The organism is Enterobacter quasiroggenkampii, assembly GCF_043972695.1.
Taxonomy (GTDB): Bacteria; Pseudomonadota; Gammaproteobacteria; order Enterobacterales; family Enterobacteriaceae; genus Enterobacter; species Enterobacter quasiroggenkampii.
In genome coordinates, this window is the sequence record NZ_CP143745.1 from 3,907,235 (window position 1) to 3,920,334 (window position 13,100).

Here is a 13,100-nt window from a genome sequence, read left to right on the forward strand (position 1 = left end):
GAGTGGTGAAGTTTGCCTGTGAGATCAGCTGCTTGTCAATGCATAAAAAAAGGGAGCCTTATGGCTCCCCTTCTGAATCAAACATAAAACTTATGCTTTCAGCTTACGCATGACCAGCGTGGCGTTGGTGCCGCCGAAACCGAAGCTGTTAGACATGACGGTAGTCAGCGTCGCTTCCGTTGGTTTGGTCACGATGTTCAGGCCAGCAGCCTGCTCGTCCATCTCTTCGATATTGATGCTTGGGGCGATAAAGCCGTTTTCCAGCATCAGCAGAGAGTAAATCGCTTCCTGAACGCCAGCCGCACCCAGAGAGTGACCGGTCATGGCTTTGGTCGCAGAGATCGCCGGGCTGTTGTCGCCGAAGACTTCGCGGATCGCACCCAGCTCTTTCACGTCGCCTACCGGCGTAGAGGTACCGTGAGAGTTCAGGTAGTCGATTGGGGTGTCAACGCCGTGCATCGCCATCTTCATGCAGCGCACCGCGCCTTCACCGGATGGCGCAACCATGTCGGCGCCGTCAGACGTTGCACCGTAGCCCACGATCTCAGCATAGATGTGCGCACCACGTGCCAGGGCGTGTTCCAGCTCTTCAACCACAACCATACCGCCGCCGCCCGCGATAACGAAACCGTCACGGTGCGCATCGTAGGTACGGGAAGCTTTGTCCGGAGTCTCATTGTACTTGGTGGACAGTGCGCCCATCGCGTCGAATTCGCAGGCCATTTCCCAGCCCAGCTCTTCGCCGCCGCCAGCAAATACGATGTCCTGTTTACCCAGTTGGATCTGCTCAACAGCATTACCGATGCAGTGCGCGGAAGTCGCACACGCAGAGCTGATGGAGTAGTTCACACCGTGGATTTTGAACGGGGTCGCCAGGCATGCGGAAACCGCAGAACCCATGGCTTTAGTCACCACGTACGGACCTACCGCTTTCAGACCACGCGGGCTACGCATTGCGTCAGCACCGAATACCTGCGCTTTAGATGAACCGCCGGAACCGGCGATCAGACCCACGCGCGGGTTGTTCTGATAAACCTCTTCGCTCAGGCCGGAATCTTTGATCGCTTCCTGCATGGAGAGATAAGCATAAATAGAGGCATCGTTCATGAAACGAACCACTTTGCGGTCAATCAAACCGGTGGTGTCCAGTTTGACGTTACCCCATACGTGGCTACGCATACCTGAATCTTTAAACTCTTCAGAGAAAGTGATCCCGGAGCGTCCTTCACGCAGAGATGCCAGGACTTCCTGCTGGTTATTACCGATGCTGGAAACAATGCCCAGGCCAGTAATCACTGCACGTTTCATTCAATACCTCTGTAAGTCGCACTATAGTAAGTTTCGAGTCGCACAATAGCGTACACTTGTACGCCGAACAAGTCCGATCAGACATTTTCTGCGGAAATTTGCACCGATGGACTCACATCGTTAAGATCGTGCCACTGCCTGTCAGACGAGTAACTTACGTGAAACAAAACGCTATACAACCCGCCAACCTCGAATTCAACGCTGAGGGTACACCTGTTTCCCGAGATTTTGATGATGTCTATTTTTCTAATGATAACGGACTCGAAGAAACTCGCTATGTTTTCCTCGACGGAAACCAGCTCAGCACCCGCTTCCCGGCGCACCCGCGGAGCCTGTTTGTGGTCGCGGAAAGTGGATTCGGCACCGGGCTGAATTTTTTAACCCTCTGGCAGGCGTTTAACCAGTTCCACGCTGCTCACCCCGAGGCTACGCTACAAAGATTACATTTCATCAGTTTCGAAAAATTCCCGCTCACCGCGCACGATCTGCGGCTTGCCCACCAGCACTGGCCGGAGCTTGCGCCCCGGGCAGAGCAGCTTCAGGCGCAGTGGCCGCCCCACATCGGCGGCTGTCACCGTCTGATGCTGGACGGCGGACGCGTCACGCTGGATTTATGGCTCGGCGACATCAACGACCTGACCGACAGGCTCGATGATTCGATGAATCAGAAGGTCGACGCGTGGTTCCTGGACGGTTTTGCCCCTGCCAAAAACCCGGACATGTGGAGCCAGCATCTGTTTAACGCGATGGCGCGGCTGGCGCGCCCTGGTGCGACGCTTGCCACCTTCACCTCGGCGGGCTTTGTCCGCCGTGGGTTGCAGGAGGCGGGCTTTACCATGCAGAAGACCAAAGGCTTTGGCCGCAAACGCGACATGCTGGTCGGCAGGATGGAGCAGACGCTGGACATCCCCGCTCAGACGCCCTGGTTTGCGCGCCGCGCCAGCGCATCGCGCGACGTGGCGATCGTTGGCGGCGGGATCGCCAGCGCCCTGCTCTCGCTCGCGCTTCTCCAGCGCGGCTGGCAGGTCACGCTCTACTGTGCTGACGATGCGCCCGCCAGCGGCGCGTCCGGCAACCGTCAGGGGGCGCTCTATCCGCTTTTAAGCGCACACGACCCGGCCCTGTTCCAGTTTTTCCCGGCAGCGTTTACCTTCGCCCGTCGCCTGTATGACGCGCTTCCGGTGGCGTTCGACCATGACTGGTGCGGCGTCACGCAGCTTGGCTGGGATGAAAAGAGCCAGCAGAAGATCGCGCAGATGCTCTCTCTGGGCCTGCCCGAAGAGATTGCCCGCGCGGTGAGCGCGCAAGAGGTAAAAGACACCGCTGGCGTGGAAACCGGGTGTGGGGGCATTCAGTATCCGCTCGGCGGCTGGCTGTGCCCGGCCGAACTGACCGCAGCGGTCATTGCCCTGGCGCAGTCGCGCGGGCTGATGGTGCAGTATGGCCACAAGGTGGCATCGCTCACCCGGACAGAACGCTGGGATCTGCGTTTCGCTGATGGCAGGGAGGCGAGCCATGCCAGCGTTGTGCTGGCCAACGGGCATCACATCAGCCAGTTTATTCAGACAGCGACGTTGCCGGTTTATCCGGTCGGCGGCCAGGTGAGCCATATCCCGACCGCGCCTGCGCTCGGCAAACTGCTTCAGGTGCTGTGCTATGACGGCTATCTGACGCCGCAAAATCCCTCTAACGGCCATCACTGCATCGGGGCCAGCTATCATCGTGGCGAAACGGAGATGCACTACAGCGAGGCGGATCAGTTGCAAAACCGCCAGCGCCTGATTGACTGTTTCCCGGATGCGGCGTGGGCGAAAGAGGTCGACGTTAGCGAGGGTGACGCGCGCTGCGGCGTGCGTTGCGCCACCCGCGACCATCTGCCGATGGCGGGCAACGTGCCGGACTACGAGGCGACGCTTGCGGCCTATGAGGATCTGGCTGAACACCAGGAAACGGCGGTGACTTCACCGGTCTATCCAGAGCTGTTTATGCTGGGCGGACTGGGTTCCCGCGGGCTGTGCTCTGCCCCGCTGCTGGCTGAAGTGTTAGCCACGCAGATGAGCGACGAGCCGATTCCGCTGGACAGGGTTACGCTTGCGGGCCTGAACCCGAATCGATTATGGGTACGGAAACTGCTGAAGGGGAAGAAGGTTAAGTAAGGTGCGGCCTGGTACCCTCACCCTAACCCTCTCCCACAGGGAGAGGGAAGAGAAGGCGGCGGCTTAGCGTTTAGCCTGCTGGAATAAATTGTCCCACATGCCCAGCACCAGAGACTGGTCGCGCGGAGAAAGTTCCCCGGCCTGAATGGCTTTCTCCAGACTGCGGGTCACTTCCTCATGAACAGCATCAGCAGAGTGATCGTCACCTGCTTCCAGCTCAGCTACCGCGAGCGTCAGGTGACCACGCAGATAACCGCTGGCGAACAGCTCATCATCGCTGGCGTGTTCCACCATGTCATCAATTAACGCCAGAATGCGTGATTCAAATTCTGCGATCATCTTCTTTCCTCTGTTAAAGATCTTCCGGCCAAGGGAAGCATTCCGCCGTGATCACCGGCGTGTGGTAATAATTCTGTAAGGCCTCAATCAGGCGCGCCGGACGTTCCGGGATGCCTTTCTCAAGATAGTCCATCACCTGCGCATGCACGCGGCGCTGGAAGACGATACGGTCTGGCTCGAAGTCGCCTTCGAGGTTGTCACAGCTCACGTTGAACGGGAAACCCGCCGCGACGCAGAATAGCCATTCCAGCGCCTGCGGCTTCACTTCCACATCCTCAAACTGCCCCTGCGTTGCGGCGTCACGCCCGTCCGGGCAGTACCAGTAACCAAAGTCCACCAGCTCGCGACGCGCTTTTCCGGCGATGCACCAGTGCGAAATTTCGTGCAAACCGCTGGCGTAAAAGCCGTGCGCAAAGACGATGCGGTTATACGGAACCTCTGCATCAGCAGGAAGATAGATCGGTTCGTCGTCGCCTTTAATCAGACGGGTATTAAAATCGTCAGCAAAACAGCCGTCAAAAATCTCAATCAGCTGTTCGTATTTATGCGTACTGTTCATTAATGCATCCCCAACCAGGTGAGGATCTCCTGTCCATGGCTGTCATAAAGAAGTTTGGCGCTCATTACGGCCGAGACGATGACGATCATCGGTCGAATCAACTTTTGTCCTTTGCTTAATACCAGACGCGAACCCGCGCGCGCGCCCAGGAACTGCCCTGCCATCATGACGAATCCGGTTGCCCAGATGACCTTGCCGCCAATGATAAACAGCAGCAGGCCGCCGAGGTTCGACGTCGCGTTGAGCACTTTGGCATGAGCGGTCGACTTGGCGAGGTTAAACCCGGCCAGCGTCACGAACGCCAGCGCGTAAAACGAGCCCGCCCCCGGGCCGAAGAAACCGTCGTAAAAGCCGACGCAGCCCCCGGCAATCAGGGCAAACGGCAGACCGTGCAGACGACGCTGGCGGTCTTCCTCGCCGAGCTTCGGCATCAGCAGGAAATAAAGCCCGATGCAGATGACCAGAACCGGCAGGATCTGGCGCAAAATATCCGACTGCACGTGCTGAACCAGCAGCGCGCCCGACGTGGAACCAATAAAGGTCATCAGGATATTGAGCTTCTGGTCGGCCAGGCTCACCACCTTGCGGCGGATAAAATAGAGCGACGCTGAGAGCGAGCCGCCGCAGGCCTGCAGCTTGTTGGTGGCAAGCGCCTGCGCCGGGCTCATGCCCGCCGCCAGCAGCGCGGGTACGGTTAATAACCCACCGCCGCCCGCAAGGGCATCAATAAAACCGGCCAGCATGGCCACGAAGAACAGCACCACCAGCAGCAGCGGTGACACCATAAACAGATCGACGAAATTATCCATTAAAGTACATGCTCATCCAGTAGCGCCTGGCAGGAAGGCGGCAACGGAGGCGGTGTCTTCTTCTCAGGCTTAGAGGTTCCAGGTTTTGCCGGTTCAAACCAGCTTTGCAGTTCCGCACCGCAGCCATCGCCTGGCGGCGGGAGCGGCTGATCTTCACATTCCAGGCTGTTCGCCGGGCAGCGCAGGCGAACGTGCATGTGCGCGCGATGCTGGAACCACGGGCGCACTTTGCGCAGCCAGTCGCGGTCCGTTCCGGCATCCAGGCAGAGCTGCTGCTTGATGGCCGGGTTGACGAAAATCCGCGTGACGTCGTTATCTTCTGCCGCCAGCTTGATCATGCTGGAGACCTCCCGCGTCCACAGGGACGGCACAACGCGCTTGCCGTCGCTCGCCACCAGATCCAGCGCCTGCGGCTTCAGCAGCTGCGCTGAACTCCAGCGCGCTTTCGGCAGCTGCAGGAAGATATCGACATCCAGTCCGGTCTGGTGACTGGCGTGTCCCCCATTAAAACGCCCGCCGGCAGGCATCCCCATATCACCGATCAGCATCGTGCCCAGCCCCAGGTTATGCACCTGGTTGCCAAGACGCTGAATAAACAGCACCAGATCCGGGTGGCCAAAATAGCGACGCTGGTCGGTACGCATCACCTGATAGGTGTCTGATTGCAGTGGAAGTTCCTGCGCGCCGACGATACAGCCGTTGGAAAAGGCGCCGATGGACTGCGCGCTCCCCGCCACCGGGTGGGTGATTTTTTGCCATGGCGTCGCGGCCAGACTGGCTCCACTGGCCAGCAGCGCCAGCAGAGCAATTGCGGTTTTTTTCATGTTTACCAGCGTGGAATGGTGGTCGTCACATCCGCATTCTGCGCGCGCTGGCGCAGGAAGTGATCCATCAGCACGATCGCCAGCATCGCCTCTGCGATCGGCACCGCGCGGATCCCCACGCACGGATCGTGACGTCCTTTGGTGATCATCTCAACTTCTTCGCCATCGCGGTTAATCGTGTGGCCCGGCACGGTAATGCTGGAGGTTGGCTTCAGCGCGATGTTGGCAATAATCTGCTGCCCGCTGCTGATACCGCCCAGAATGCCGCCCGCGTGGTTGCTCTGGAAGCCCGCTTTCGTGATCTCGTCGCGATTCTGGCTGCCGCGCAGGGATACCACGTCAAAACCGTCGCCAATCTCAACGCCCTTCACCGCGTTGATGCTCATCAGCGCGTGGGCGATGTCGGCGTCGAGACGGTCAAATACCGGCTCGCCCCAGCCTGGCGGGACGCCGTCGGCCACCACGGTCACTTTCGCCCCGATGGAGTCGCCCTCTTTTTTCAGGCCCCGCATCAGTTCGTCCAGCGCATCCAGCTTGTCGGCATCGGCACAGAAGAACGGGTTTTGCTCGACCAGATCCCAGTCTTTGATCGCCAGCGGAATGTCGCCCATCTGGGTCAGACAGCCGCGGATAACGATGCCAAATTTCTGCTGCAGGTATTTTTTGGCAATGGCGCCAGCCGCCACGCGCATCGCGGTTTCACGCGCGGAAGAACGTCCGCCGCCGCGATAGTCGCGGAAGCCGTACTTTTGTTCGTAGGTATAGTCGGCATGGCCCGGACGGAACACGTCTTTGATGGCGCCGTAGTCCTGGGAGCGCTGATCGGTGTTTTCAATCAGCAGACCAATGCTGGTGCCTGTAGTGCGTCCTTCAAAGACGCCGGAGAGAATTTTGACCTGGTCCGGCTCGCGACGCTGCGTGGTGTAGCGAGAGGTGCCCGGACGACGACGGTCGAGGTCGTGCTGTAAATCAGCTTCGGTCAGTTCGATGCCTGGCGGTACGCCATCAACGATACAGCCCAGCGCCAGCCCGTGCGACTCGCCAAAGGTGGTCACGCGGAATACCTGTCCAATACTGTTTCCTGCCATCACGGCTCCGATGTTGTTGTTTGTGTTTGAGCGTTGTGAAACGGGCCGAAGCCCGCTGGATTAATCTTTATAGATGCTGAAGTGTTCGCGCGCGTCGAGCAGCTGCGCTTTGGTCAGCATAAAGACGCCGTCACCGCCGTTGTCGAACTCAAGCCAGGTGAACGGCACATCCGGGTACTGCTCTATCAGATGTACCATGCTGTTGCCCACTTCACAAATCAGAACGCCGTCGTCGGTCAGATAATCCGGCGCGCAGGCCAGAATGCGGCGGGTCAGCTTCAGGCCGTCAGATCCTGATGCCAGACCCAGCTCCGGCTCGTGACGGTATTCGTTCGGCAGATCGGACATGTCTTCCGCATCGACGTACGGCGGGTTAGTGACGATCAGATCGTACTGCAGCGTCGGCAGATCGCGGAACAGATCGGAGCGAATTGGCGTGACGTGATGGATCAGGCCGTGCTCTTCAATGTTGTGCTCGGTCACGGCCAGCGCATCGGTGGAGATATCGACGGCATCGACTTCCGCTTCCGGGAAGGCGTAAGCGCAGGCAATGGCGATACAGCCGCTGCCGGTACACATATCCAGGATGTGCTGCGGCTGATGGCCGATCAGGCCTTCAAAGTGGTTGTTAATCAGCTCACCAATCGGCGAGCGCGGCACCAGCACGCGTTCATCGACATAGAACTCGTGACCGCAGAACCAGGCTTTGTTGGTCAGGTAGGCGACCGGGATGCGTTCGTTGACGCGACGGATCACGCGCTCAACGATGCGGTGTTTTTCGCTGGAGGTCAGGCGCGCGGTGCGCATGTCTTCCGGAATATCCAGCGGCAGATAGAGTGACGGCAGCACCAGCTGTACGGCCTCATCCCACGGGTTGTCGGTACCGTGTCCGTACCAGATATTGGCGGCGCTGAAGCGGCTAACCGACCAGCGCAACATGTCCTGTATGGTATGCAGCTCGTTTACTGCTTCATCGACAAATATTTTATCCACTCTTTCCTCCAGGGCATGCTCGCATAATTTTCGGCGGCTAGTTTGCCATGAAGACGGCGATAAATCAGCAATGACGCGTACCGCTTGAGGTTAAAAAATGCGTTTAGTCGGGTACACTATCGGAAATACGAGATGAGAATGACGAATGAAAAAGAAAACATCGCTCAGCGAGGAGGATCAGGCGCTCTTCCGCCAGCTAATGACCGGGACGCGGAAAATCGCGCAGGACACGATTGTTCATCGCCCGCAGCGTAAAAAAATCAGTGAAGTCCCGGTCAAACGGCTGCTGCAGGAGCAGGCGGATAACAGCCACTATTTTTCAGATGAATTTCAGCCGCTGCTCAATACGCAAGGTGCGGTGAAGTACGTGCGCGAAGACGTCAGCCATTTTGAACTGAAAAAGTTACGTCGCGGAGATTATTCGCCGGAGCTGTTTCTCGATCTGCATGGTTTAACGCAGATGCAGGCAAAACAGGAGCTGGGGGCCTTGATCGCCGCCTGTCGCCGCGAACATGTTTTTTGCGCCTGCGTGATGCACGGCCACGGTAAGCATATCCTCAAGCAGCAGACGCCGCTGTGGCTGGCTCAGCATCCACACGTGATGGCGTTTCATCAGGCACCCAAAGAGTACGGCGGAGATGCCGCATTGCTGGTGTTGATTGAAGTGGAAGAGTGGCAGCCGCCAGAATTACCCTGACAGGACGGCGGGAGGCCTGTTTTGCGCCCCCGCACAATCACACGTCACGTCAGATGGCTTTTGCCATCCTCAGGTTGCACGGACTCATTTGCCAGTTAAAGACACCTTTACCCGTTTCGTCCAGAGACACATTGGCAATGGCGGATGTCGTGAACATCGGCGGCGTTTCGCCCGGGCACAGCTCAGATACCAGATAGCCAACCAGTGGCAGGTGGGAAATGACCAGCGCGGACGCAACACCTTCATTGCACAGCGCCTGAAGATAGGCACTGACAAGGCCTACATCGCCACAGGGGGTGAGTTCAGGAAGAACATCCACGCTGGACGGCAGGTTCATACACTCCCCTACCACATCCAGCGTCTGTTCTGCACGCAGGAACGGACTCACAAGAACGCGTTCAATGTCCACTTTTTGACCTTTAAGCCAGGTTGCCATCAGACGGGATTCGTCGCAGCCACAGACGGTTAAAGGACGTACTGAGTCACTGGCGGCATCGAGTGCCGCGTCGCCGTGACGCATGATGAAAACTTGCATATTGCACCGCTTTTGTTAACCAGAATCACCGGCGTTAACTACCCGCGATAAATGCTAAGAGGTAGAAAACCCGATGGCCGGGCATTGTGCCTGATCCATTCGATGAATGAAACGCTGTTTTTTACCTCAATGGCGTAAGTATAGTCAATCTCTGTTTACAAAATCGCCAGAACAGGTTCATTCACCTCAGGATTTACCCTTCTTTGACTTCAGTTTACGAAATCAGTTTCCCGTGCAGGCCAAAATGTCTGGCCCCGTTCCGCCATCTGCAATAATTCGTCACACGGTGTAAACCGTGGGCCATATTGCGAGGCCAGACGTTGCAAAATGGCAACCACTTCACCCGCGCCGAGTGTATCCATGTAGCGGAACGGGCCGCCAAGGAACGGCGGAAAACCAATACTAAATACCGCGCCGATGTCGCCATCGCGTGCGCTCTTGATCACCTGCTCACCAAAGCAGCGCGCCGCTTCATTGAGCATCATCATCACGCAACGTTCAGCGCACTGAACGGCAGACAGTTTTCCCTGACCGGTGGTCGAAATAAGCCCATAAACCGAAGGGTCGACCTGTTTCTTGCTTTTACGCCCTTTCGCGCCGTAAAGATAGAAACCGCGTTCATTTTTTCTGCCTTTGCGATCGTCCTTCAAAATTGCAGAAACAATGTTTGCAGGCGGGCTAAAACGATCGCCATAAGCTGCCTCCAGCACAGGTATAATTTTAGTGCCGGTGTCTATTCCCACCTCATCCAAAAGTTGGATTGGGCCAACGGGGAAACCAAACTTTACCAGCGCCTCGTCGACGTGTTCGATCTTCTCGCCTTCCGTCAGCAGCCGCATGGCTTCATTAATATAGGGCGCCAGAATACGGTTGACGTAGAAGCCGGCTTTATCTGCGACCACGATCGGCGTTTTACCCTGCTTCTTCGCAAGTTTGACTACCGTGGCGATGGTTTGCGGACTGGTGGTCGCGTGTGGAATAACTTCCACCAGCGGCATTTTTTCTACCGGGCTAAAGAAGTGCAGCCCGATCACCTGCTCCGGACGCGCGGCTTTCGCCGCGATATCGCCAATCGGTAATGACGACGTGTTGGAGGCAAAAATGGTATGCGGGGCGCAATGTTGCTCAACGTCTGCCACCATCTGCTGCTTAAGGGCCAGATCCTCAAACACGGCTTCAATCACCAGATCGCGGTGCGCAAAACCGCTGTAATCCGTCGTACCGGAGATCGTCGCCAGGGTTTTATCACGCTCGCTTGCCTTGATATGGCGGCGTTTGACCTTTTGATCAAGGTTCTGCCAGCTGTACTGCAGCGCGTGGTTGATTCCCTTAGGGTTAATGTCTTTGATGCGTACCGGCAATTTGCCTTTGCTGGCGGTAACAAAAGCGATACCGCCGCCCATGAGCCCCCCACCCAGTACGCCAATGGCACGCAGAGGCGCAGGCGATGCCTCGCTTCCCGGGTCTTTTTTCACCTCAGTGCTGGCGAAGAAGATGCTGCGCAATGCCTGTGACTGCGGCGTCATCGCCAGTTCACCAAAGGCTTTGGCCTCCGCGGCATAGCCGCTGCTGCTGCCCTGCGACAGCCCGGTTTCGATCACGTCGAGGATCCGCTTTGCCGCCGGGTAATTGCCTTTGGTTTTTTGTTCGGTCTTTTTGTCCACCATATTGAACAGGAGCGTTCTCCCCAGCGGACCGGCCAGCACGCGCTCGCGAACCGGCAGAGGACGTCTTGCCTGACGCCCTTTCAGCGCAAGCTCAACGGCGGCCTCCAGCAAAATGGACTGCGGCACGACGTCATCGACCAGACCGGCTTTCAGCGCCTGACGGGCACGCAGCTGTTTACCGGTTAAGATCATCTCCAGCGCCGTGCTGACGCCCACCAGCCGCGGCAGACGCTGCGTTCCGCCAGAACCTGGCAGCAGGCCCAGCTGCACTTCCGGCAGGCCCAGAATGGTTTTCGCATCGTCAGTACAGATGCGGCTGTGGCAGGCCAGCGCCAGCTCCAGCCCACCGCCCAGACACGCACCGTGGATCGCTGCGATGACCGGGATTGGGAGACTGTTGATCTCCGACATCACCTGCTGGCCCTGACGCGCCAGCTCTTCGGCTTCCAGCGCGCTTTGCGCCCGGGCAATCATGTTGATATCCGCCCCGGCAATAAAGTTGTCGGGTTTGGCAGAGATAAACACCAGGCCGCGAATGGCTTTGTTCTCGCGGATCTGCTTTAGCATCGCGCGCACCTGAACGCCAAATTCGGCCTTCAGGGTATTCATCTTTTCATCAGGCACATCAATAGTGATAACGGCCACGTTATCGAGGCGAACCGTCAGATTAAATGCAGATGGCATATCCATTATTCAGCCTCCAGAACCATTGCTGCGCCAAGGCCGCCCGCCGCACAGGCGGTAACAAGGCCAAACCCACCGCCACGGCGACGGAGTTCATGTAATGTTTGCGTGATCATCCTCGCCCCTGTAGCGGCAAACGGATGACCGTAGGCGATAGAGCCACCCAGCACGTTGAATTTACTCTGATCCACTTCACCCGTGGCATGCGCGCGGCCCAGCACATCACGTGCGAAACGCTCGCTTGCCAGCAGCTGGACGTTTGCCAGGGTTTGCGCGGCAAACGCTTCGTGCATATCAATCAGGGTTAAATCAGCCAGCGTCAGCCCCGCGCGATCCAGCGCCAGCGGCGTGGACCATGCCGGACCCAACAGCATGTCCTGCCAGACGTCAATGGCGGTGAAGGCGTAGCTGCGTAAATAGCCCAGGGGAGTAATGCCCAGCTCTTTTGCACGGGATTCGGTCATCAGGATCACGGCGGCAGCCCCGTCCGTCAGCGGAGTACTGTTCGCCGCCGTCACGGTGCCGTGCTTGCGGTCAAACGCCGGGCGCAGTTTGGCGTAATCCGCCAGCGTTGACGTGCCACGAATATTGTTATCTTCCGCAAGCGGTTCGCGATAGGGCGGAATATAGGCGGTCATGACCTCATCGGTCAGCTTGCCTTCCGACCAGGCTTTTGCCGCAAGCTGATGTGAACGATGCGCCAGCGCATCCTGCTGTTCACGCGTAATGCCGTAGGTTTTGGCCATCTGCTCGGCGGTGTCGCCCATGCGCAGGCCGGTGGAATATTCCGCTACGGCAGGGGGAACAGGCATCAGATCGCGCAGACGTAAACGCGAGAAGAGTTTGAGCTTCTGACCCGTCGTGCGGGCTTTGTTGGCATCGACCAGGATACGCGCCAGCTTTTTACTGACCCCAATCGGCAGTACCGAAGAGGAGTCCGCTCCCCCCGCTATCCCGGCGCGAATGGTACCCGCCATCAGACTTTCGGCGACGTTCGCCACGGCCTGGAAGCTGGTTGCGCAGGCGCGGCTGACGCTGTAGGCGTCGGTATGAACATTCATCCCGGTACCGAGGACGATTTCCCGCGCGATGTTGGGGGCTTCAGGCATCTGCACGACCTGGCCAAAAACCAGCTGTTCGATGACCTCCGGCGGAATTTCGCTGCGAGCCAGCATCTCCCCCACTACCATTTTCCCCAGGTCGACGGCCGGTATGCCATGAAACGCCGTTGCCTGACGCGCAAATGGCGTGCGCAATCCACTGACGATGGCAATGCGATCGCCCTGACGGGTAATAAGCGGTAATGCCTGACTCATAACACTCCCCTGTAAAAAAATTTTCGCAAACGCAAAGTGGTCTGACCTGATAATAGTCTTAACCATTTTTTTACATTCAGCCAATCGGGGAAACGAAAAAATGCGAGCTAAAACACAGAGAAGAA

The 13,100-nt window shown here is 57.8% G+C and carries 12 protein-coding genes; 2 read left to right on the forward strand and 10 right to left on the reverse strand.

Features of this window, described 5'->3' with window-relative positions; genetic code table 11:
• Positions 1-90: 90 nt before the first annotated feature.
• A complete protein-coding gene (fabB, locus tag V1572_RS18630; protein WP_014832795.1) occupies positions 91-1,308 on the reverse strand; it encodes a beta-ketoacyl-ACP synthase I in 1,218 nt (405 codons plus the stop codon).
• Between the two features lie 158 nt (positions 1,309-1,466).
• Between fabB and mnmC the strand changes: the two genes are divergently transcribed.
• On the forward strand, positions 1,467-3,464 hold the full coding sequence (mnmC, locus tag V1572_RS18635) for a bifunctional tRNA (5-methylaminomethyl-2-thiouridine)(34)-methyltransferase MnmD/FAD-dependent 5-carboxymethylaminomethyl-2-thiouridine(34) oxidoreductase MnmC (protein ID WP_395299470.1): 1,998 nt from the start codon (positions 1,467-1,469) through the stop codon (positions 3,462-3,464).
• 63 nt (positions 3,465-3,527) lie between these two features.
• Here the strand turns inward: mnmC and V1572_RS18640 are convergent, their stop codons facing one another.
• Genes V1572_RS18640 through prmB form a run of 6 tightly spaced genes read right to left on the reverse strand, consistent with a single transcriptional unit; the run spans position 3,528 to position 8,076 of the window.
• Positions 3,528-3,803 (reverse strand): YfcL family protein, encoded by a 276-nt coding sequence (locus V1572_RS18640; RefSeq protein ID WP_008502607.1) that lies wholly within the window; start codon positions 3,801-3,803, stop codon positions 3,528-3,530.
• 13 nt (positions 3,804-3,816) lie between these two features.
• Positions 3,817-4,362, reverse strand: a complete 546-nt coding sequence (locus tag V1572_RS18645) for an elongation factor P hydroxylase (protein ID WP_048029666.1) — start codon at positions 4,360-4,362, stop codon at positions 3,817-3,819.
• Positions 4,362-5,171, reverse strand: a complete 810-nt coding sequence (locus V1572_RS18650) for a sulfite exporter TauE/SafE family protein (RefSeq protein WP_045908744.1) — start codon at positions 5,169-5,171, stop codon at positions 4,362-4,364. The genes V1572_RS18645 and V1572_RS18650 overlap by 1 nt, the downstream gene beginning before the upstream one ends.
• Positions 5,171-5,995 (reverse strand): penicillin-insensitive murein endopeptidase, encoded by an 825-nt coding sequence (mepA, locus tag V1572_RS18655; protein WP_069720435.1) that lies wholly within the window; start codon positions 5,993-5,995, stop codon positions 5,171-5,173. The genes V1572_RS18650 and mepA overlap by 1 nt, the downstream gene beginning before the upstream one ends.
• A gap of 2 nt (positions 5,996-5,997) precedes the next feature.
• The gene (gene aroC / locus V1572_RS18660; RefSeq protein ID WP_045908745.1) at positions 5,998-7,083 is read right to left on the reverse strand and encodes a chorismate synthase; all 1,086 of its coding nucleotides are present in this window, start codon (positions 7,081-7,083) and stop codon (positions 5,998-6,000) included.
• 60 nt (positions 7,084-7,143) lie between these two features.
• Complete coding sequence (prmB, locus tag V1572_RS18665; RefSeq protein WP_008502612.1) at positions 7,144-8,076, reverse strand: 50S ribosomal protein L3 N(5)-glutamine methyltransferase; 933 nt, start codon at positions 8,074-8,076, stop codon at positions 7,144-7,146.
• Between the two features lie 145 nt (positions 8,077-8,221).
• On the opposite strand from prmB, the gene smrB reads away from it, so the two are divergent.
• Positions 8,222-8,773 carry an endonuclease SmrB gene (gene smrB / locus V1572_RS18670; protein WP_008502613.1) on the forward strand — a complete coding sequence of 184 codons (552 nt, stop codon included), beginning with the start codon at positions 8,222-8,224 and terminating at the stop codon, positions 8,771-8,773.
• 49 nt (positions 8,774-8,822) lie between these two features.
• Here the strand turns inward: smrB and sixA are convergent, their stop codons facing one another.
• From sixA to fadI, 3 genes are all read right to left on the reverse strand, one after another.
• A complete protein-coding gene (gene sixA / locus V1572_RS18675; protein WP_395299471.1) occupies positions 8,823-9,308 on the reverse strand; it encodes a phosphohistidine phosphatase SixA in 486 nt (161 codons plus the stop codon).
• 209 nt (positions 9,309-9,517) lie between these two features.
• On the reverse strand, positions 9,518-11,665 hold the full coding sequence (gene fadJ / locus V1572_RS18680; protein WP_395299472.1) for a fatty acid oxidation complex subunit alpha FadJ: 2,148 nt from the start codon (positions 11,663-11,665) through the stop codon (positions 9,518-9,520).
• Positions 11,665-12,975, reverse strand: coding sequence for an acetyl-CoA C-acyltransferase FadI (fadI, locus tag V1572_RS18685; protein WP_021241580.1), 1,311 nt, complete (start codon positions 12,973-12,975; stop codon positions 11,665-11,667). Before fadI ends, fadJ begins: the two co-directional genes overlap by 1 nt.
• Positions 12,976-13,100 lie beyond the last annotated feature (125 nt).

Excerpts from the sequence above, each read along its gene's own strand:
- aroC (WP_045908745.1), bottom strand. The coding sequence starts at position 7,083 with ATGGCAGGAAACAGTATTGGACAGGTATTCCGCGTGACCACCTTTGGC.
- smrB (WP_008502613.1), top strand. The coding sequence starts at position 8,222 with ATGAAAAAGAAAACATCGCTCAGCGAGGAGGATCAGGCGCTCTTCCGC.
- V1572_RS18650 (WP_045908744.1), bottom strand. The coding sequence starts at position 5,171 with ATGGATAATTTCGTCGATCTGTTTATGGTGTCACCGCTGCTGCTGGTG.
- fabB (WP_014832795.1), bottom strand. The coding sequence starts at position 1,308 with ATGAAACGTGCAGTGATTACTGGCCTGGGCATTGTTTCCAGCATCGGT.
- fadJ (WP_395299472.1), bottom strand. The coding sequence starts at position 11,665 with ATGGATATGCCATCTGCATTTAATCTGACGGTTCGCCTCGATAACGTG.
- V1572_RS18640 (WP_008502607.1), bottom strand. The coding sequence starts at position 3,803 with ATGATCGCAGAATTTGAATCACGCATTCTGGCGTTAATTGATGACATG.
- sixA (WP_395299471.1), bottom strand. The coding sequence starts at position 9,308 with ATGCAAGTTTTCATCATGCGTCACGGCGACGCGGCACTCGATGCCGCC.
- fadI (WP_021241580.1), bottom strand. The coding sequence starts at position 12,975 with ATGAGTCAGGCATTACCGCTTATTACCCGTCAGGGCGATCGCATTGCC.
- V1572_RS18645 (WP_048029666.1), bottom strand. The coding sequence starts at position 4,362 with ATGAACAGTACGCATAAATACGAACAGCTGATTGAGATTTTTGACGGC.
- mepA (WP_069720435.1), bottom strand. The coding sequence starts at position 5,995 with ATGAAAAAAACCGCAATTGCTCTGCTGGCGCTGCTGGCCAGTGGAGCC.